This is a genomic window from Enterobacteriaceae bacterium Kacie_13 (assembly GCA_013457415.1).
Lineage (GTDB): Bacteria > Pseudomonadota > Gammaproteobacteria > Enterobacterales > Enterobacteriaceae > Rahnella.
This window is the reverse complement of sequence record CP045665.1, coordinates 1,557,267-1,576,259: the sequence shown is the minus strand read 5'-3', so window position 1 is coordinate 1,576,259 and position 18,993 is coordinate 1,557,267. Positions and strand designations below refer to the sequence as shown.

Below are 18,993 nucleotides of genomic sequence, written 5' to 3'. Positions count from 1 at the left end.
GAACGAAATCGCCCGGATGATCAGGATTTTGTTTTTAGTTTCAGGCTCACAATATGAAAGGCGGACGCTGCTACTTTGGCTGCGTCCGTTTTTTAATACTTTTTCTGACGACGGTTTAGATCGAAGGGTCGCCTACCAGTCCGTCGATGAGGATTTGCGGCGTTCCCTGCGAGCAGCGTTCAATTCGTCCGCGCACGCCGTAAACACGTGCCAGACTGTCGGCGGTGATCACCGCCTCAGGTTCGCCGTCGGCGATCAGATGCCCGTCTTTGAGCATCAGCACCCGGTCGCCATGACGCAGCGCGATGTTAATATCATGCACCACCACCACAGTCACGATATTGCGTTTTTGCGTTTCTTGTCGCACCAGATCCATCACGTGGAACTGATAATTCAAATCCAGCGCACTGAGCGGTTCATCAAGCAATAACAGAGACGGCTGGCGGATTAAAGACTGTGCCAGACCGACCAGTTGTTTCTGCCCGCCGGAGAGCTGATCGAGATAACTGAGCGCCAGATGTTCGATGCCGAGTTGTCGCAGCAGCGTCATCACTTTATCGGTGCCTTCCGCCACTTTACCTTTTCCGCCTGAGGCACGCTGCGCGACGATAATCGACTCCAGTACGTGAAGATGCACTCCGGCTGGCAGGGTTTGCGGCAGATACACCACCTGCTCGGCCCGACGTGCAAACGGCATCGGCATTAAGTCGTGGCCGTCGAGCATCAGTTGCCCTTCCGCCCGATTAAGTCCCGCCAGCGAACGCAACAGCGTGGATTTACCGCTGCCGTTCGGCCCCAGCAGTACGGTAATTTTGCCTCGCGGCAACATCGGTACGTTGAGATTGCGGATCACATGACGCTTCGGGTAACCGGCGTTGAAATCGCGGATTTGCAGCCCTTGAGTGGCAGCGTTCAGGTGAACCTGAGAAGAAGTTTCCAGCATCGCAGACATCAGACATTCCCCCGGTGACGAAGAATAATACTCAGGAAGAACGGAACGCCGACCAGCGAGGTGACGATACCGACCGGAATAATGACGCCGGGCACCAGATTTTTCGAAGCAACGGAAGCCATCGACAACACCAGCGCGCCGATCAGTGCACTGGCCGGCAGGTAGAAGCGGTGATCTTCACCGAACATCAGGCGGGCAATGTGCGGCGCGACCAGACCGATAAAGCCGATCGGGCCAACGAACGCTACCGCCAGCGCGGAAAGAATACTGATACGCAGCAGCGTACCGAGGCGCAGACGGCGCACGTCGATACCAAAACTGACCGCGCGATCTTCACCCAGACGTAACGCCGTCAGCTTCCACGCGCTCATCATCGACCACGGTAAAAGAATGAGGAAAGCGAACATCATCACGCCGAGTTTCACCCACGACGCGCGCGCCAGGCTGCCCATCGTCCAGAAGACTAAGCCTTGCAGAGTGTCTTCGGTGGCGATGAACTGCATCAGCGAAACCAGTGCGTTAAAGGTGAAGACCAGCGCGATACCGAACAGCACCACGCCGGAGCTGGCGACGCGCGTCCAGCGGGTGATGCCGTCGAGCATCAGTGCGGCGAGCAGTGCAAAGATAAAGGCGTTGGCGGAGATAAACCATTGGTCGGGCACGCCCGGAATACCGATGCCGAGCACGATCGCCAGCGCCGCACCGAAGGCTGCGGCAGAGGAGACGCCGAGCGTAAACGGGCTGGCCAGCGGGTTATTGAGGATGGTCTGCATTTCGGCACCGGCGAGGCCAAGAGACATGCCCACCGCAATCGCCATCAGCGCATACGGCAGGCGGATATCCCAGACGATTACCCGTGTGCCCGGATCGGCGGCGGCGGCATCGAATAAGGTTTTCCACAGCGTACTGAGTGACAACCCCGAAGGACCCATCACGAAATCAATCACCAGTGAGACGACAATCGCCAGCACCAGGACAAGCATGATGAACAAACGGCGGCGTACGATATTCTGGTATTGCCCCATAACGCTGTTATCGGCATTGGCTTTCGCCGTCAGCGCAGGTTCGGTGGTTGCACTCATGTTTTGCTTCAATCTCATCAACGTAAAAACTTACAGCAGGATAACTTACTTCCCGCTTTCCGGTTTAACTGCATCCGTCCAGTAGGTGCCCGTCGGCTCCACGGCGAGGAACTGTTTATAAAGCTGGTTCTGCGTTTGCTGCGGATCAAGGTCCGCAAACTTCTCCGGATAAAACGCTTTGGCAAACACCTGAACCGCCAGCACGTTATACGGCGAATTGTAATAATTGTGCCAGATGCCAAAACTGCGGCCTTCTTCCACCGCTTTCAGCGTGCTGATGCCTTTGCGCTGCAACAGCGGCGTCATGCTGGCGCGCGCCTGCTCCGGCGTGGTCTGCGCGCCAAGCACCAGACCGGTCGGCGCCGGAACACCCGCTTTGGCCGGTTTACCGCCACCGCTGATCAGATACACATCCGGCTGCGCGGCGATCACTTTTTCAAGATTGACCAGGCCCAGCGGCCCCGGCAGCAGCGGTTTGGAGATATTCACGCCGCCCGCCTGATCGATAAAATCACCCATATTGCCCTTTCCGGCAGAACGGCAGCACTCATCGGCGGTAGACGCACGCAGTTCGATGAACACTTTCGGCTTGTCCTGGCCGGGGATGTTTTGGGTCACATCGGTGACGCGTTTTATGTTGGCTTTATAAAACGCAATATAGTCCTGCGCCTGCTTTTCGCGGTTCAGAACTTTGCCCAGCAATTCCATGCTCGGCAGGGTATTTTTCAGCGGTGAGGTGCGGAAATCAACAAAGACAACCGGCACACCGGCTTTCTGTAGCTGCGTGACCAGTGCGCTTTCTTTTCCCGGACCGTGCCCCGACAAACCAAAAATTGCCAGCTGCGGATCGAGTGTCAGCACTTTCTCCGGGCTGATGCTGTCGGCGCTGGTGTTGCCAATCAGCGGGATTTTGTCGATCTGCGGGAATTTGGCCTGATAGGTGGCGTAGGTTTGCGGATCCAGCTTCCTGAAATCCCCCTGCCAGCCGACAATGCGGTCGAACGGTTTCTGACCTTCCAGCAGGGAAACAGCGAAGAACAACCGCCCTTCTCCCAGCACGACACGCTGCACATCATCCGGCACCGTGACGGTTCGACCGGCAATATCGGTCACCGTGACGGCCTGCGCGCTAACACTCATAAGGCCCATTGCCAGCGCAAACATTCCACCAGCAAGACGGGTGGTGACCAAATTCTGCTGATAATTCATCTTCTTCCGATTCCTTTACGTTTCCCTGAAGAGGCGCTAACAATAAAAGAAATGATAACGATTATCAATGCAGTTTACATGATCCATAAAGGGTACAGAGAGATGATGCGCGGGGAAACAAGGCTGAGGTAACAAAGCATTACGCTGGCGGGCGAAGAAAAGCATATGAAAGACAAAAAAAGCGGAGCCGAAGCTCCGCCTTGATAACCGCGTAAAAAACGCAAATCCCGTTATTAGTCGTTACTTTTGGTCTCGACGTATTTTGGGAATTCCATTTCGCTGTATTTCACCACTTTCGTGCCTTTCGTCAGCTTGTAACCGAACCAGATAATCAGGAACAGCGGCAGACCGATGTAGGTCGCGGCGACGCCGTACCAGTCGATGGTATCTTTCAGGAACGCCTGATAGTTCTGGCCGAGAGTAATAATCAGACACAACACAAAGGCGAATACCGGGCCGAACGGGAAGAAACCGGACAGATACGGCAGGTCTTTCAAATCACGTCCCTGGGATACATAACCGCGACGGAAACGATAATGGCTGATGGCAATGCCGAGCCAGGCGATAAAGCCGGTCATGCCTGACGTATTCAGCAGCCACAGGTAGACGGTCTGATTCCCGAAGGTTGAGCTCAGGAAGCACAGCGCGGCGACGACGGTTGTCGCATAAAGCGCGTTACGCGGCACACCGCCTTTCGACAGTTTGGCGAACATGCGCGGCGCTTTGCCTTCGCTGGCCAGCGTGAAGAGCATACGGGTAGAAGCGTACATGCCTGAGTTACCGGCGGAGAGCACGGCGGTCAGGATCACGGCGTTCATCACCGCGGCGGCGGACAGCAGACCGGCGTTACGGAAGACCAGCGTGAACGGGCTGACGGAAATATCACCGACTTCGTTGCGCAGCAGGTTTGGATCGGTATAAGGAATGATCAGGCTGATGACCAGAATTGCCAGAATATAGAACAGCAGGATACGCCAGAACACCTGACGCACCGCGCGGGGAATATTCTTGGCCGGATTCTCAGATTCGCCCGCCGCGACACCAATCAGTTCAGTGCCCTGGAAGGAGAACCCGACGATCATCGCCACGCCTATCATTGAGGCAAACCCACCGGCAAACGGCGCATCGCCGATAGCCCAGTTGTGCCAGCCCGCCGTTTCACCACCGCGCATGATACCGGTGATCATCAACACGCCGACGGCGATAAAGATGATAACGGTGACCACTTTGATCAGGGAGAACCAGTATTCGGCTTCACCGAAACCGCGCACGGAAATGTAATTCAGCAGGAAGATCAGACTAAGGAACAAGGCGCTCCAGATCCAACCCGGCGTGTCCGGGAACCAGTAGTTCATCACCAGCTGCGAGGCCACGAGATCCACCGCAATGGTCACCGCCCAGTTGTACCAGTAGTTCCAGCCCAGTGCGAAACCGAAGCCTTCTTCTACATAGCGGGAGCCGTAGGTAGAGAACGAACCGGAGACCGGCATGAATGCGGCCAGCTCGCCCAGACTGGTCATCAGGAAGTAAACCATGATGCCGATCAGCGCATAAGACAGCAGCGCGCCGCCCGGACCTGCCTGAGAAACCGTCGCGCCTGAGGCGACAAATAATCCTGTACCAATTGAGCCGCCAATGGCGATCATCGTTAAGTGACGTGCCTTCAGCTCGCGACGCAGTGTGGGTGCCACCTGCGTATTTTTTGTAGGTTGTTGAGCCATGTTTTCCCTATATCCGCTCGTCATTCTAAAATTTAAGCGCGGATTGTAGCAAAACCTGCCGCTCTGAATAGCAGGAACGACCTGTTATAAGACACCTTCATAACTGGCCGCCGATCATTAGCGAAAGACGGTTATTGCGATTCCCGACAGTAGGTTAAAAAACGCGATAACGCGCTGGAAATGTGTTTTTGGCGGTGATGGATCAGGTAGAGCTTGCGCACCAGTGGCGGGATCGGCAGGCGGATTTCCACCAAGGATCCGCTGCTCAGTTGCTCGGCAATGACGCGCCGCGACAGGCAACTGATACCAATTCCGTGACGCACCGCGTGTTTGATCGCTTCAGAATTCCCAAGCTCCATCACCAAATTGAAATCCGGCAGTTGCGGCAGTAAGAGGTGATCCAACACTTCACGTGTACCAGACCCGCGCTCGCGCAAAATCCAGGGTTCGCGCGCCAGAGCTTCCAGCGTCACCGGCTGGCCTGCCAGCGGGTTCTCCGGTGCGACAAATACCACCAGTTCATCGTCCAGCCAGGGCTGGGTAATCAGCTCCGGCATCTGACACGGGCCTTCAATCAAGCCCAGATCGACGCGGAAATCCGCGACGGCATTAATGACGTCGTTAGTATTGCCGACGTTGAGTTCAAGCGGCGTACCGGGGAAATCCAGACGGTATTCCGCCAGCATCGCCGGCAGCATGTAGTTACCGATGGTACTGCTCGCACCGATGCGCAACGAGCCGTTATCGTGATTGAACAGACGCTCGATTTCACCCGCCTGCTCCAGCAGCGCCAGTGCTTTCGGATACAGCAGACGGCCATGTTCGTTAATCACCAGTCGCTTCCCGACGCGGTCAAACAGCTGCACGCCGAGCTGGCTTTCAATGTCGGCCAGCGACGCGCTGACGGCAGATTGTGATAATGAAAGCACAACCGACGCCTGCGTGGTCGAACCGCTTTTCAGCACCTCGGCAAAGACTTCAAGTTGGCGCAATGTAATGTGCATAAATGTCCCGCTATCTTCACACGCCTGACGACGCGCTTTCTATTATCAGTATAGACCTTTGGTCAGCCCGCTTTTTTCGACCTTCTTTTTATACCAGTTTTAGTGATAGGTTATAAAGTTATAATCAATTTCATTTTTATATAAGGGCGGCGTAGCCTTGTCTCATCACTCCTGTTGTCTATCACTAACAAGGAAACGGACGATGAAAACATATCAGCTTAATCACCCCGGCGAGGCGAAACACGACCGCCCGCAACCAATGTGGTTCAGCCGCCTGCTGCCCGGCCTTTTGCTGACCGGCGCAATCACCGCCCTGGCAGTCTGGCTGAGCGATTTCCCTTCACTGAACCATCTGGGCCTCAGCGCACTGACGCTGGCCATTGTCATCGGTATGGTGGTCGGTAACACTGTTTATCCTGCGGCGAAACCCTGGTGTGATGAAGGCGTGACGCTGGCGAAACAACGCCTGCTGCGTCTGGGCATCATCCTTTACGGCCTGCGCCTTACCTTTGCGCAGATCGCCGACGTCGGTGCGACCGGTATCCTGATCGACGCCATCATGCTGTGCTCCACTTTCGCCCTCGCCTGCTGGCTCGGCCAGCGGGTATTTAAATTAGACCGCGACACGTCGATGTTAATCGGCGCGGGCAGCAGTATTTGTGGCGCTGCAGCAGTGATGGCGACGGAACCGGTGCTCAATGCCAAAGCTGAAAAAGTAACAGTCGCCGTCGCGACGGTGGTGATTTTCGGCACCGCGGCCATCTTCCTATATCCGTGGCTTTGGCAGCTTAACGCGCATTATCACTGGCTGGATTTCACCGCGTCACAGTTCGGTATTTACACCGGTTCGACGGTGCATGAAGTGGCGCAGGTGGTGGCGGCCGGTCAGGGGGTCAGCCCGGAGGCGGAAAACGCAGCGGTGATTGCAAAAATGATCCGCGTGATGATGCTGGCACCTTTCCTGCTGCTGTTATCCGGCTGGGTCGCGCGTGGCAAAGGCCAGCAGCAAGAGGGGCAGGCATCCGGGATACGCAACATCACCATTCCGTGGTTTGCCCTGTTCTTTATCCTGGTGGCGGCGTTTAACTCGCTGGATATTTTGCCGCACAGCTGGATCCCGGCGCTTATCACGCTTGATACCGTTTTGCTGGCAATGGCAATGGCCGCGCTCGGCCTGACCACGCACATCAGCGCGCTGCGTCAGGCAGGCCTGAAACCGATGCTGCTGGCGGCGATTCTGTTCGTCTGGCTGATTGCCGGTGGTGCAGGAATTAACCAACTGGTGCAACATCTTTTTGGCTGATGTTGCGGGTTTTACACTTCAGTGCTGCGCCTCCTGCGCGGAGGCGCTATCATCCACCCATTAACGCGATGAATAACTGAGGAGCAAAAATGAAGTTTGTCGGAGCACACGTCAGTGCGGCAGGCGGCGTAGATCAGGCCGTACTGAGAGCGCACGAGCTGGAAGCCACGGCTTTTGCGCTTTTCACCAAGAATCAGCGTCAGTGGAAAGCCGCGCCGTTACCGGAAGACGTCATCGAAAAATTTAAAGCCGCCTGTGAAAAATACGGTTACCAGAGCAACCAGATTTTGCCGCACGACAGCTATCTGATTAACCTCGGCCATCCGGTGACCGAAGCGCTGGAGAAATCCCGCGAAGCGTTCCTCGACGAACTGCAACGTTGCGAACAACTGGGACTTTCGCTGCTGAACTTCCATCCGGGCAGCCACCTGATGCAGATAGACGAAGATAAATGCCTGGAGCGCATCTCTGAATCGCTGAACATTGCGCTCGCACAGACCAAAGGCGTCACGGCAGTCATCGAAAACACCGCCGGTCAGGGCAGCAATCTGGGTTTCCGCTTCGAGCATCTGGCAAAAATCATTGACGGTGTGGAAGACAAAAGCCGGGTTGGCGTCTGCATCGATACTTGCCACGCCTTCGCTGCCGGCTACGATCTGCGCACCGTCGAAGAGTGTGAAAACACGTTCCGTCATTTCAGCGACGTCGTCGGTTTCGAGTATCTGCGCGGGATACATCTCAACGATGCGAAAAGCGAATTCAACAGCCGCGTCGACCGTCATCACAGCCTGGGCGAAGGCAATATTGGGAATACGGTATTTAGCTGGATCATGAAAGATCCGAGATTTGATGGGATCCCGATGATTCTGGAAACGGTAAATCCTGATATCTGGAAGGATGAAATCGCGTGGCTGAAGGCGCAGCAGACATCTGAGGCGGATGACGCCGCGGCTTAAACGCACTTTGGAAAGTGCTTGAAACGTGTTGGTGTTGCATCGTGGTGCTTTCTGACTCACGTCAAAATTAACGTCAACGTCAACGTCAACGTCAAAATCAAAATCAACGTCGTGGGCGTCGGCCCACACCGACCAGAGGGAGAATAAACCTTCTCCCTCTGGACTCCCGCGTTTTTTTAAACACGCTTTCGCTGGAACGATGGACATGTTCTGGTACTTCCGCACGTGGCGCAAAACCCTGCCGCTGCGCGGTGCCTTCTCTCGGTCTTCGAGCCTAAGGTCTCGAAGCCGCTCCGTTCAGCAGGATTTTTTTATCGCGCCATCCCACCATTTTTAAAATCAAAACCAATTGAATATTAAGCAAAGTCTTTTGCTTTTCATGTGATCCGAGCCGGTCAAGCTGTGACCTAAAAAGTTGTGGCCGCGTTCAAAAATCGCGCCGGAGGAGAGGTGGAAAACCGCGCGATTTTGCGCGGGTTGTAACCCGAACGGAGGGCACCGCGCAGCGGCGGGATTTTGCGGCAATAGCTGCGGCCTCTGAAACAGAGCCGGGTTGCATGGCACGTGTTTTAAAAAACGCGGGAGTCCAGAGGGCGCGCGTTTACGCGTCCTTTGGGCCAGTTTGGGCGGCAGCCCAAGGTCTTGAAGTTGAAGTTGAAGTTGAAGTTGAAGTTGAAGTTGAATTTAAAATGATCCGCACCGGTCAAGCTCTGTCCGGGATCAAAACAATTGATTAACCAACATCCGTGCTTCCACCCTATCCCCAGAAACACCGCAACCGACGAGCACACAGGCTACCTGTGTCAAAATCGCCGAAGGGATATCCCGCTCGCCCTTGAGGCATTCCTGAATAAACGCCGCCGTCGCCGCGACATCTTTGGTTCCCGGCGTATCGGAACCGAATATTTCTTCCTTTTCAGCCAGTACCTGTTGCTCACCTGCAACAATCAGATGCGTCTGCGGGAACCGCTGCGGATTGGCATACACTTCCCCTTCCGTTCCCTGCGTCAGTAAAGCGCGGCCATCGATCTGGCGGAAGAATGAAGAAACACGCTGAATATATTCCGGGTGTGAAACGCTCGATAATCGCAGAGAATCCTGCCCGATGAACGGGGTAATGAGCTTCGCCAGCGTATGGCTGCTGTTTCGCACCCCCATCTGCCAGCGCAACGAAAGCTGTTTCTCGATCGGCGGGCACAGAACAGAAATAGGGATAAATACCGGCGCGGTGCCAGCGTCGAGCTGCTGCTGCGCCTGATCCTGGTTATGTGCGGCCTCAATGCCCAGCGCACGGAAAATCTCGGCGCTGGTAATGCGGGTGGGGTCTTCGTCAACGCCGTGAACCACTACCGGCAGGCCGAGGTGGCTGAGCAAAATCGCCAGCAGCGGGGTGAGATTCGCCTGCTTGCGCGCACCGTTGTAGGTCGGAATTACCACCGGCAGCGGACGATCTGCGGGAGCCTGAAGGCGCATCACACGCTCTTCCATTGCCTGATAAAAACCGAGCATTTCCTCTTCTGCTTCGCCTTTAATACGAAACGCGATCAGCAAAGCGCCCAGCTGTAAGTCCGGAACATCGCCCGCGAGCATCTCGCGGTACAACGCTAGCGACTGCTCCCGGTCTAAATCACGGGCGTGATTTTTTCCGCGCCCGACTTCTTTGATGAGTTTGGTGTAATCCATCGTACCGTTACCTTATCTGTCCAAATCATTAACGGCGGCGCGCACGGCGGCGAACCGGATCTTTCTTCACAGTTTTGAGCCTATCTGGCCGCTTCACTGACCCCGGTGCAGGCATTTCGCGGTGTTCGATTGGGAACACCGGCAACGCAGCCAGCAGGCGCGAACCGTAACTTTTAGTCAGTAAACGCTTATCGTATATCACAATTTCACCGGTGCATTCGTGACTGCGAATTAATCGGCCAACCTGCTGGATCAGATTAAACGATGCGCTCGGCAGGCTTTGCACTTCAAAAGGATAACGCTTCAGCGTTTTCAGCCATTCACCTTCGGTGAGGATCACCGGGCTGTCGACCGGCGGGAAGGCGATTTTATGAATGTGCACCTGCGTCAGCAGCTCACCTTTCAGATCAAGCCCTTCAGCGAAAGATTGCAGGCCAATCAGCACGCTGGTGGTGCCTTCTGAAACGCGTTTGCGGTGCTCTTCCACCAGCCGGTAGCGCGGCTGATCGCCCTGCACCAGCAGCATCAGGCGTAAATCCGGCAGCAGGGAGACAAACTGTTGCAGCGCGCGGTTGCTGGCGAACAACACCAGCTGGCCGGTATGCAGCCCTTTCGCCAGTTCCGTTCGGAAGAAATCGGCCATCTCCTGCAAATGCGCCGCTTCGTTGGCCATTACCGGCTCAAGCGTCATTTGCGGGATGACGATTTTGCCCTGCTCAACGTGGTTAAACGGCGAGTCCAGACTGACAAAACGATCACCGGCTTTTTCGCTCAGACCGCTCATTTCCTGCAATCGCGAAAAGCTGTTCAGCGAACGCAATGTAGCGGAGGTGATGACCACGTGCGGCACTTTGCGCCACAGCATTTTTTCCAGCTGATCGCTGACGCGGATACCCGCACAGTGGAATACCAGATGCGTCTGGTTATCGAAATATGTCCGCGTTACCCATTTGCCGATAGGCGCATTGGAGGCTTTATCCAGCGCTGCCAGCCGCCACAGTTTGCTCATGGTTTCGAGATAGCTTTGCATACGGCTCATGTGCAGGATCGCGCGGTGCAGACGCATAATATCGTGCTTACCGGTCTTCTCGCTGAGATCGTTTACCATGTATTCCGCCAGACTGCGCAGGCCGTCGGTAAGTTTAAACAGGCGGCTACACTGCTCAGTCAGCTCCGGCGGCAGTGCGCCCAGCTCAAAACGGTATTCCGCTTCCGGCTCGTCCGGCGGCAGATACTGGCTGACGGATTGTTCGATCAGCAACAGCAGCTCACGCATCTCGGCGCAGTGATTATGCAGACGCTCGGCGTTGGTCAGCGGCGGTGGGTTTTTCGGGGTGAAGAGCGCCAGACATTGTTCAATCTGACGCACAAAATTGTCCAGTTGCAGGTTATTCCACACCGCTGTGATTTCAGCATCAACTTCCAGCGCATCGCGCGCGACTTCCGGCAAATGGTGCCCTTCATCGAGCACCAGCAGCAGATCTTTCGCCGGTGGCAGCACTGATTCGGACTCCAGCGCGGCCATCACTAATGCGTGGTTGGTGACCACCACGTCAGCACTTTCTATCTCTTTGCGCGCCACGAAGTACGGACACTCACGGAAATAATGGCAGTTGCGGCTGAGGCAGTTGGCTTTGTCAGTACTGATTTTAATCCACAGCGGATCGTCGATGGTTTTTTTGTAATGATCGCGCAGCCCGTCCCACTCGTAGCGGGAGAGCGCGGTTTCCAGCGTTTTGCACAGCTTCTGTTCTTCACCACTGGAAGGTGCCAGTTCATCACCGAGAAACAAGCCCAGATCGCCCTGCGCATTTTCATTGCTCATCGACGCCAGATTGCGCGGGCAGACATAGCGACCACGGCCAAACGCGCCGGTAAATTTCAGGTCCGGAATGATTTTTTTCAGCAGTGGTAAGTCTTTGCTGTAAATCTGGTCCTGCAACGCGACGTTGGCGGTGCTGACAATCAGCGGCTTTTCTTCTTCGCGGCTGACGGCGATGCCGGGGATAAGATAGGACAGCGTTTTCCCGACGCCGGTTGGCGCCTCAATGGCCAGATGCCGTGCAGAATCCCCCGAGAACGCCTTCGCCACCTCTGCAATCATTTGTCGTTGCGGAGCGCGGGGAATGAAATCCGGGATTTGCTCTTGCAGGGCTTTGTACCACTGGCTGATCTGATTTTTTACTGCGGGGGAAAGCGCCATGCATCTCTTTTTGTTGGGGGTCGTGACCGAAGTGTGGCGGCTATTGTCCCACAGACCGGCTTTTGGCGCAGCCCGAAATCGCCCAACAGCACCATTTTCACCGCCTTACTTTTTGGTTAAAAAATGGAGGACTTGTAAAAAAAAGAAAAGTTCATTTCTGATTGTCATAAATTGATCACAAATCTACGGTAAAAAACCTTCGCTGAGAAAATTCCGAGCTCACACGGAATGCATAGCAAACAATGATGATTAGCGTCTTTCCACAAGACTTCATATAAAGCTTTCCACCAAAAGCTTTTAAATAAGAATGCAGGGTAAAAATTCATGAAACGTAATATTCTGGCACTTTTAATTCCTGGTTTATTGATTGCATCAGGCGCACACGCAGCGGAAATTTATAATAAAGACGGTAATAAACTCGACCTGTACGGGAAAGTGAAAGGTCTGCATTATTTCTCTGATGCGCCGGGCAACGATGGCGACCAGAGTTATGTTCGTTTCGGTTTTAAAGGTCAGACGCAAATTAATGACCTGATCACCGGTTACGGTCAGTGGGAATATAACGTCATGGCCAACCATGCCGAGTCCGACAGCAAATCACCAAGCACCAGCGGCACCAAAACCCGTCTGGGCTTTGCGGGTCTGAAATTCGGTCAGTACGGTTCTATCGACTATGGCCGTAACTACGGCGCACTGTACGACGTCGAAGCCTGGACCGATATGTTCCCTGAATTTGGCGGCGACGGTTACACCAAGGCTGACCGCTTCATGACTGGCCGTACCAACGGCGTGGCTACCTACCGTAACCGTGGCTTCTTCGGCATGGTGGATGGCCTGAACGTTGCCCTTCAATATCAGGGTAAAAACGAAAACGACGGTCGCAGCAGCAGCACGGCGAACGGCGACGGTTATGCGCTTTCCACCACCTACGCACTGGGCGATACCGGCGTGAGCTTCGGTGGCGCATACGCCTCTTCTGACCGCACCACCGGCCAGAGCAACTCCGCCTATGGCAAAGGCGATAAAGCGGACGCATGGACTGGCGGTATGAAATACGATGCTAACGGTGTTTATTTAGCCGCTATGTATGCTGAAACCCGTAATATGATCGCTATTACCGTTCCGGCAGGTATTGCAGGCGCACCGGCAGGCAGCGGTTTTGCTAATAAAACCCAGACCGTTGAAGCAGTAGCACAATATCAGTTCGACTTCGGTCTGCGCCCTTCTCTGGGTTATGTTCAGACTAAAGGGAAAGATATTGAAGGCATCGGCGACGTAGACCTGGTTAAATATTTCGACGTGGGCGCAACCTATTATTTCAACAAAAACATGTCAGCCTATGTTGATTATAAAATCAACCAACTGGATGACGATAATAAACTGGGCCTGAATAACGACGACGTTACCGCTGTTGGCCTGGTTTATCAGTTCTGATTTAAGTCAAATTACACCTCATTATTATTCGATGTTTTACTCTCTGTCTTGATTTTTTCGGCCGGACTCACCCTCCGGCCTTTTTTGTTTTTGTTGTTTTACGGCACATCTCGCGTAATTCGCCTTTTTCTCTTTCGCATCACGCTGAATCTGCTAAAGTTTCAAAGAATTTTACGAATGAGAACTTCTCTTAACAAAAACAGGGATAACCAATGAATAAAGTTTCGCTTTGTACCACCAGTGCCTTGATCATACTGGCTCTGAGCGGCTGTGCGCAGCAGAAAACCGATGCTCAGCAAAAGCTGAACGATCAGTCGGTGATGGCACTGAACTGGTTCCAGCAGTCAGGTGAATATCAGGCACTGACCTATCAGGCATTCAACACCGCGAAAATGGCGTTTGATAAAGCGCAGCCGCTGGCAGGCCAGAAGAAAGCCGTGGTGGTGGATCTGGATGAGACCATGCTTGATAACAGCGCCTACAGCGCGTGGCAGGTCAAAGCGAACAAACCATTCGACAGTAAAACCTGGTCAGAGTGGACTGCCGCACGTCAGGCGACTGCCATTCCTGGCGCCGTGGAATTCGCTAACTACGTGAATACCCACGGCGGCACCATGTTCTACGTATCCAACCGTAAAACCAGCGAATACGCCGCCACGCTGGACAACATGAATCGTCTGGGCTTTACCGGCGCGAATGACCAAACCCTGTTACTGAGCTCCGACACCTCGAACAAACAGGTGCGTTTCGACTCCATCAAAGCCGCCGGTTATCACATCGTATTGTTCGTCGGCGACAACCTGAACGACTTCGGCTCGGCGACTTATCACAAAGATAACGCCCAGCGCCGCGCCTTCGTGAACCAGAATCACCAGCAGTTCGGCACGCAATATATCGTCCTGCCTAACCCGTTGTACGGTGATTGGGAGAGCGGACTGGCGAAGGAGTACAATAAGTTGACGCCAGAGCAGAAATTATCGGTCAGAGAGCAGAATCTGAAGGCGTGGAGCGGGAAATAACAATTTTTCGCTTTTAGAAAGCTGGCAAATTTATCGGGTTGAATACCGGTGGCTTTTTAAAAATAACCGAGGATATTTCGGTTTCTCAACGGCAGTGATCACAGGGCGTTTCGCGCCGAAACCGACCAAGGGAGGGAAGTGCTTTCCCTCCCTTGGATCCCTCCCCGCTTTTTTAAACACGCTTTCGCTGGAACGATGGACATGTTCTGGTACTTCCGCACGTGGCGCAAAACCCTGCCGCTGCGCGGTGCCTTCTCTCGGTCTTCGAGCCTAAGGTCTCGAAGCCGCTCCGTTCAGCAGGATTTTTTTATCGCGCCATCCCACCATTTAAAAAAAAACAAAAAAGAAAATTTGCAAAACGTATTTGATTTTTCGAAATGATCCGAGCGGGTGAAGTTGTGACCTAAAAAGCTGTGGCCGCGTTCAAAAATCGCGCCGGAGGAGAGGTGGAAAACCGCGCGTTTTTGCGCGGGTTGTAACCCGACCGGAGGGAACCGCGCAGCGGCGGGATTTTGCGGCAATAGCTGCGGCTTCTGAAACAGAGCCGGGATGCACGGCACGTGTTTTAAAAAACGCGGGAGTCCAGAGGGCGCGCGTTTACGCGTCCTTTGGGCCAGTTTGGGCGGCAGCCCAAGGTGTTGAATTTGAAGTTGAAGTTGAAGTTGAAGTTGAAATTAAATAATCAACTCCATCCCCACATGCGGGATCCCATCCTCCTCATACACCTCCGTGTACACCACAAACCCCAACTTCCCGTAAAACGCTTCTAAATGTGCCTGCGCTGAAATCGCCACCCGGCATTCCGGCCAGTGTTTCTGGCACGAAACCAGTGCCCGCTCCATCAGCTGGTAGCCGAGTTTGAGCCCCCGCGCCGAAGGTGCCACAATCACTCGCCCGATAGCCACGCCTTCTTCATGACGCAAAATTCGCGCATAGGCCGCCGGTTTACCGTCGAGCCACGCGATGATATGACGGTTCTCACCGGTCAGATCCTGGCCGTCGATGTCCTGATAAATGCAGGTTTGTTCCACGACAAACACTTCACTGCGTAGTGCCAGAATGGCGTAAAGCTGCTGCGCGGTCAGTTCGCTATGATGATAATCCTGCCAGTCGATAGATGAAGATTCGGTCATGAATGCCTGCCCCGCCTTTGCATGAAAATGCAGCTTTCTGGCTGCTAAAAAAAGAGATACCCCGAAGGATATCTCTTTTTATCATGCCTTATGAAAGGCTTCAGGCGGTTTTCTTCATCGGTTCGGTGCGCACCGGCAAATCACCTGCGGTGAAGTATTCCGTGGTGCTGCGCGGTAACGGCTGGCGGCCACGGATTTTATCGGCAATTTTTTCGGCAATCATGATAGTCGTGGCGTTCAGATTGCCGGTGATGATTTGCGGCATGATGGATGCATCTACCACCCGCAAAGCGTCGATGCCGTGAACGCGCCCCTGTCCGTCGACCACCGCCATGTCATCGATGCCCATTTTACAGGTGCAGGACGGGTGGAATGCGGTTTCCGCATGTTCGCGGATAAACGCATCCAGCTCTTCATCGGTCTGGACATTTTCGCCCGGACTGATTTCGCGACCACGGTACGGATCCAGCGCCGGTTGTGCCATGATTTCACGGGTGATGCGGATTGCATCACGGAACTCATGCCAGTCCTGCTCCGTCGCCATATAGTTGAACAAAATACTCGGATGCTGACGCGGATCTTTTGATTTAACCTGCACGCGGCCGCGGCTTGGTGAGCGCATCGAACCGACGTGGGCCTGGAAACCGTGCTCTTTCACCGCATTGCTGCCGTTGTAATTAATCGCCACCGGCAGGAAGTGATACTGAATGTTCGGCCAGGCAAATTCTTCACGGCTGCGGATAAACCCGCCTGCTTCAAACTGGTTGCTCGCGCCCACGCCGGTGCCTTTGAACAGCCACTCAGCGCCTATCGCAGGCTGGTTATGCATCTGTAATGCCGGATAAAGCGACACCGGCTGCGTGCAGCTGTATTGCAGGTACATTTCCAGATGATCCTGTAAATTCTCGCCGACGCCAGGCAGGTCGTGCACCAGCGGGATTTCCAGCCGCTTAAGCAATTCTGCCGCCCCGACGCCGGAACGTTGCAGGATCTGCGGAGACGCAATCGCACCGCTGCACAGCAAGACTTCGCGTTTGGCATTGGCAGTTTTAGCGTTGTAGTCGTCGCCTTTGAAATAGCTGACGCCCACGGCGCGCTTGCCCTCAAACAGGATCCGGTCAGTCAGCGCGTGCGTGACGATAGTCAGGTTGGCGCGTGGTTTTGCCTGATCCAGATAGCCACGGGCGGTACTGGCGCGACGGCCTTTTGGCGTCACGGTTCTGTCCATCGGCCCAAAACCTTCCTGCTTGTAGCCATTAAGATCGTCAGTGCGCGAGTAACCGGCCTGCACGCCCGCTTCAATCATGGCTTCGAACAGCGGATTATTGCCGTTCTTGGGTGTTGCAACACTGACCGGTCCGTCGCCGCCGTGGAAGTCATCAGGGCCGATATCGCGGGTTTCCGCTTTACGAAAATACGGCAGACAGTCGAGATAGCTCCAGTCTTCCAGACCCGGCGCTGTCGCCCAGTTGTCGAAATCCATCGCGTTACCACGGATATAACACATCCCGTTAATAAGCGACGATCCGCCCAGCCCTTTACCGCGTCCGCACTCCATGCGGCGGTTATTCATGTGTGGTTCCGGATCGGTTTCATACGCCCAGTTATACCGGCGCCCCTGCAACGGGAAAGCCAGCGCCGCTGGCATCTGCGTGCGGAAATCCAGACGGTAATCCGGGCCACCGGCTTCGAGCAACAGCACGCTGACGCTGCTGTCTTCGGTCAGGCGGGTGGCGAGTACGTTGCCGGCAGAACCGGCACCGATGATGATGTAATCGTAATCCATTGAAATCTCCTCTGTTGCGGCGGATTAAAAGACTGAGCTGAATTCGCCCAGTTCGACCTGCACGGATTTGATTTGGGTGTAATGCTCAAGCGTCGTAACGCCGTTTTCGCGCCCCACGCCGGAATGTTTATAACCACCGACTGGCATTTCGGCGGCAGATTCGCCCCAGGTGTTGACCCAGCAAATCCCGGCTTCGAGTTTGTGGATCACGCGGTGCGCGCGGTTGAGATCCTGCGTCACCAGACCGGCCGCCAGACCGTATTCGGTATCGTTGGCCCGACGGATCACTTCCTCTTCACTTTCGTACGTCAGAATGCTCATCACCGGCCCGAAGATTTCTTCGCGGACGATCAGCATGTCATCGCGACAATCGGAGAAGACCGTCGGCGCAACATATGCACCTTTGGCAAATTCGCCGGTGGTCACGCGTTCACCGCCGGTCAGCAGAGTTGCACCCTCTTGCTTGCCGCTTTCGATATAACGCAGCACGGATTCCATATGCGCGAAACTGACCAGCGGGCCAAAGTTGACGTTTTCATCGGTCGGATCCCCCATGCGGATACGCTTCACGCGCTCCAGCACTTTGGCTTCGAATGCCTTTTGCAATGCTTTTGGAATAAACACACGGGTGCCGTTGGTACATACCTGACCGGAACTGTAGAAGTTGGCCATCATGGCGATATCGGCCGCTTTATCCAGATCTGCATCTTCAAACACGATCAGCGGTGACTTACCGCCCAGTTCCATAGTGACTTCTTTGAGCGTGGAGGCTGACGCGCTGGCCATCACTTTTTTGCCGGTTTTGACACCGCCGGTGAAAGAAACTTTGGCGATATCAGGGTGATCGGTTAACGCCTGTCCGACGCTCGCCGCACCGGTGACAACGCTAAACACGCCGTCCGGCACACCGGCTTCGGTGTAGATTTCGGCCAGCTTGAGCGCAGTCAGCGAAGTATTTTCGCTCGGTTTGAAGACCATTGCGTTACCGGCGGCCAGCGCCGGGGCTGATTTCCATAAGGCAATCTGAATCGGATAGTTCCACGCGCCGATACCGGCCACCACGCCCAGCGGTTCGCGGCGGGTATAAACGAAGGAAGAATCGCGCAGCGGTATTTGCTGGCCTTCAATCGCCGGAATAAGCCCTGCGTAGTACTCGAGTACGTCAGCGCCGGTGACGATATCCACCGCCAGCGTTTCAGACAGCGCCTTGCCCGTGTCAGCAGTTTCAATCGCTGCCAGCTCATCGTTACGATCACGCAGAATATCCACCGCGCGGCGCAGAATACGCGAGCGGCTCATGGCGGTCATCGCGGCCCAGACTTTCTGACCTTTATGCGCGGCTTTTACCGCCAGACTGACATCCGCCTGCGTGGCGGCGGACAGCTGTGCAATCACTTCGCCGTTGGCCGGGTTAATCGCGTCAAAGGTGTCATCACCGGTGCTGTCCTGAAAACGTCCGTTGATATAAAGTTTTTGTTTGCCGTAGCGGGACATAATTCTCTCCTCGG

General features: G+C 54.7%; 16 protein-coding genes. 5 read left to right on the top strand and 11 right to left on the bottom strand.

Features of this window, described 5'->3' with window-relative positions; genetic code table 11:
• Positions 1-115: 115 nt before the first annotated feature.
• The 5 genes from GE278_07185 to GE278_07165 form a co-directional block, all read right to left on the bottom strand.
• Positions 116-952: an ATP-binding cassette domain-containing protein gene (locus tag GE278_07185; GenBank protein QLK60555.1), complete on the bottom strand. Its 837-nt coding sequence runs from the start codon at positions 950-952 to the stop codon at positions 116-118.
• Complete coding sequence (locus GE278_07180; protein QLK60554.1) at positions 952-2,034, bottom strand: iron chelate uptake ABC transporter family permease subunit; 1,083 nt, start codon at positions 2,032-2,034, stop codon at positions 952-954. The genes GE278_07185 and GE278_07180 overlap by 1 nt, the downstream gene beginning before the upstream one ends.
• 45 nt (positions 2,035-2,079) lie before the next feature.
• On the bottom strand, positions 2,080-3,243 hold the full coding sequence (locus GE278_07175) for an ABC transporter substrate-binding protein (protein ID QLK60553.1): 1,164 nt from the start codon (positions 3,241-3,243) through the stop codon (positions 2,080-2,082).
• Between the two features lie 233 nt (positions 3,244-3,476).
• Positions 3,477-4,964, bottom strand: a complete 1,488-nt coding sequence (locus GE278_07170; protein QLK60552.1) for an amino acid permease — start codon at positions 4,962-4,964, stop codon at positions 3,477-3,479.
• A 131-nt stretch (positions 4,965-5,095) separates the two neighbouring features.
• Positions 5,096-5,968 (bottom strand): LysR family transcriptional regulator, encoded by an 873-nt coding sequence (locus tag GE278_07165; protein QLK60551.1) that lies wholly within the window; start codon positions 5,966-5,968, stop codon positions 5,096-5,098.
• 259 nt (positions 5,969-6,227) lie between these two features.
• Here GE278_07165 and GE278_07160 point away from each other — a divergent pair, with 259 nt between their 5' ends.
• The 3 genes from GE278_07160 to GE278_07150 all read left to right on the top strand — a co-directional run bounded on the left by GE278_07160 (position 6,228) and on the right by GE278_07150 (position 8,964).
• On the top strand, positions 6,228-7,271 hold the full coding sequence (locus tag GE278_07160) for a YeiH family putative sulfate export transporter (GenBank protein QLK63232.1): 1,044 nt from the start codon (positions 6,228-6,230) through the stop codon (positions 7,269-7,271).
• Between the two features lie 89 nt (positions 7,272-7,360).
• Positions 7,361-8,227: a deoxyribonuclease IV gene (locus GE278_07155; protein ID QLK60550.1), complete on the top strand. Its 867-nt coding sequence runs from the start codon at positions 7,361-7,363 to the stop codon at positions 8,225-8,227.
• Positions 8,228-8,784: 557 nt separating this feature from the next.
• Positions 8,785-8,964, top strand: coding sequence for a hypothetical protein (locus GE278_07150; GenBank protein ID QLK60549.1), 180 nt, complete (start codon positions 8,785-8,787; stop codon positions 8,962-8,964).
• On the opposite strand, the gene ybiB is transcribed toward GE278_07150, so the two are convergent.
• Together ybiB and dinG are read right to left on the bottom strand one after the other, a co-directional pair.
• Positions 8,948-9,910 (bottom strand): DNA-binding protein YbiB, encoded by a 963-nt coding sequence (ybiB, locus tag GE278_07145; protein QLK60548.1) that lies wholly within the window; start codon positions 9,908-9,910, stop codon positions 8,948-8,950. The two genes, GE278_07150 and ybiB, sit on opposite strands and share 17 nt — an antisense overlap.
• Positions 9,911-9,938: 28 nt before the next feature.
• On the bottom strand, positions 9,939-12,113 hold the full coding sequence (dinG, locus tag GE278_07140) for an ATP-dependent DNA helicase DinG (protein ID QLK60547.1): 2,175 nt from the start codon (positions 12,111-12,113) through the stop codon (positions 9,939-9,941).
• 324 nt (positions 12,114-12,437) lie between these two features.
• Here dinG and ompC point away from each other — a divergent pair, with 324 nt between their 5' ends.
• Positions 12,438-13,547: a porin OmpC gene (ompC, locus tag GE278_07135; GenBank protein ID QLK60546.1), complete on the top strand. Its 1,110-nt coding sequence runs from the start codon at positions 12,438-12,440 to the stop codon at positions 13,545-13,547.
• A 212-nt stretch (positions 13,548-13,759) separates the two neighbouring features.
• Complete coding sequence (locus GE278_07130) at positions 13,760-14,566, top strand: 5'-nucleotidase, lipoprotein e(P4) family (protein QLK60545.1); 807 nt, start codon at positions 13,760-13,762, stop codon at positions 14,564-14,566.
• Positions 14,567-14,859: 293 nt separating this feature from the next.
• On the opposite strand, the gene GE278_07125 is transcribed toward GE278_07130, so the two are convergent.
• From GE278_07125 to betB, 4 genes are all read right to left on the bottom strand, one after another.
• Positions 14,860-15,087, bottom strand: a complete 228-nt coding sequence (locus GE278_07125) for a hypothetical protein (GenBank protein QLK60544.1) — start codon at positions 15,085-15,087, stop codon at positions 14,860-14,862.
• 153 nt (positions 15,088-15,240) lie between these two features.
• Positions 15,241-15,699, bottom strand: a complete 459-nt coding sequence (locus GE278_07120) for a GNAT family N-acetyltransferase (GenBank protein QLK60543.1) — start codon at positions 15,697-15,699, stop codon at positions 15,241-15,243.
• A gap of 100 nt (positions 15,700-15,799) precedes the next feature.
• Positions 15,800-17,485 carry a choline dehydrogenase gene (gene betA / locus GE278_07115; GenBank protein ID QLK60542.1) on the bottom strand — a complete coding sequence of 562 codons (1,686 nt, stop codon included), beginning with the start codon at positions 17,483-17,485 and terminating at the stop codon, positions 15,800-15,802.
• A 24-nt stretch (positions 17,486-17,509) separates the two neighbouring features.
• Positions 17,510-18,979: a betaine-aldehyde dehydrogenase gene (betB, locus tag GE278_07110; protein ID QLK60541.1), complete on the bottom strand. Its 1,470-nt coding sequence runs from the start codon at positions 18,977-18,979 to the stop codon at positions 17,510-17,512.
• Between the last annotated feature and the right edge of the window lie 14 nt (positions 18,980-18,993).

What these genes read in the sequence shown, in the direction of transcription:
- GE278_07185 (QLK60555.1), bottom strand. Translation starts at nt 952, where the DNA reads ATGTCTGCGATGCTGGAAACTTCTTCTCAGGTTCACCTGAACGCTGCC.
- GE278_07180 (QLK60554.1), bottom strand. Translation starts at nt 2,034, where the DNA reads ATGAGTGCAACCACCGAACCTGCGCTGACGGCGAAAGCCAATGCCGAT.
- GE278_07175 (QLK60553.1), bottom strand. Translation starts at nt 3,243, where the DNA reads ATGAATTATCAGCAGAATTTGGTCACCACCCGTCTTGCTGGTGGAATG.
- GE278_07170 (QLK60552.1), bottom strand. Translation starts at nt 4,964, where the DNA reads ATGGCTCAACAACCTACAAAAAATACGCAGGTGGCACCCACACTGCGT.
- GE278_07165 (QLK60551.1), bottom strand. Translation starts at nt 5,968, where the DNA reads ATGCACATTACATTGCGCCAACTTGAAGTCTTTGCCGAGGTGCTGAAA.
- GE278_07160 (QLK63232.1), top strand. Translation starts at nt 6,228, where the DNA reads ATGTGGTTCAGCCGCCTGCTGCCCGGCCTTTTGCTGACCGGCGCAATC.
- GE278_07155 (QLK60550.1), top strand. Translation starts at nt 7,361, where the DNA reads ATGAAGTTTGTCGGAGCACACGTCAGTGCGGCAGGCGGCGTAGATCAG.
- GE278_07150 (QLK60549.1), top strand. Translation starts at nt 8,785, where the DNA reads ATGGCACGTGTTTTAAAAAACGCGGGAGTCCAGAGGGCGCGCGTTTAC.
- ybiB (QLK60548.1), bottom strand. Translation starts at nt 9,910, where the DNA reads ATGGATTACACCAAACTCATCAAAGAAGTCGGGCGCGGAAAAAATCAC.
- dinG (QLK60547.1), bottom strand. Translation starts at nt 12,113, where the DNA reads ATGGCGCTTTCCCCCGCAGTAAAAAATCAGATCAGCCAGTGGTACAAA.
- ompC (QLK60546.1), top strand. Translation starts at nt 12,438, where the DNA reads ATGAAACGTAATATTCTGGCACTTTTAATTCCTGGTTTATTGATTGCA.
- GE278_07130 (QLK60545.1), top strand. Translation starts at nt 13,760, where the DNA reads ATGAATAAAGTTTCGCTTTGTACCACCAGTGCCTTGATCATACTGGCT.
- GE278_07120 (QLK60543.1), bottom strand. Translation starts at nt 15,699, where the DNA reads ATGACCGAATCTTCATCTATCGACTGGCAGGATTATCATCATAGCGAA.
- betA (QLK60542.1), bottom strand. Translation starts at nt 17,485, where the DNA reads ATGGATTACGATTACATCATCATCGGTGCCGGTTCTGCCGGCAACGTA.
- betB (QLK60541.1), bottom strand. Translation starts at nt 18,979, where the DNA reads ATGTCCCGCTACGGCAAACAAAAACTTTATATCAACGGACGTTTTCAG.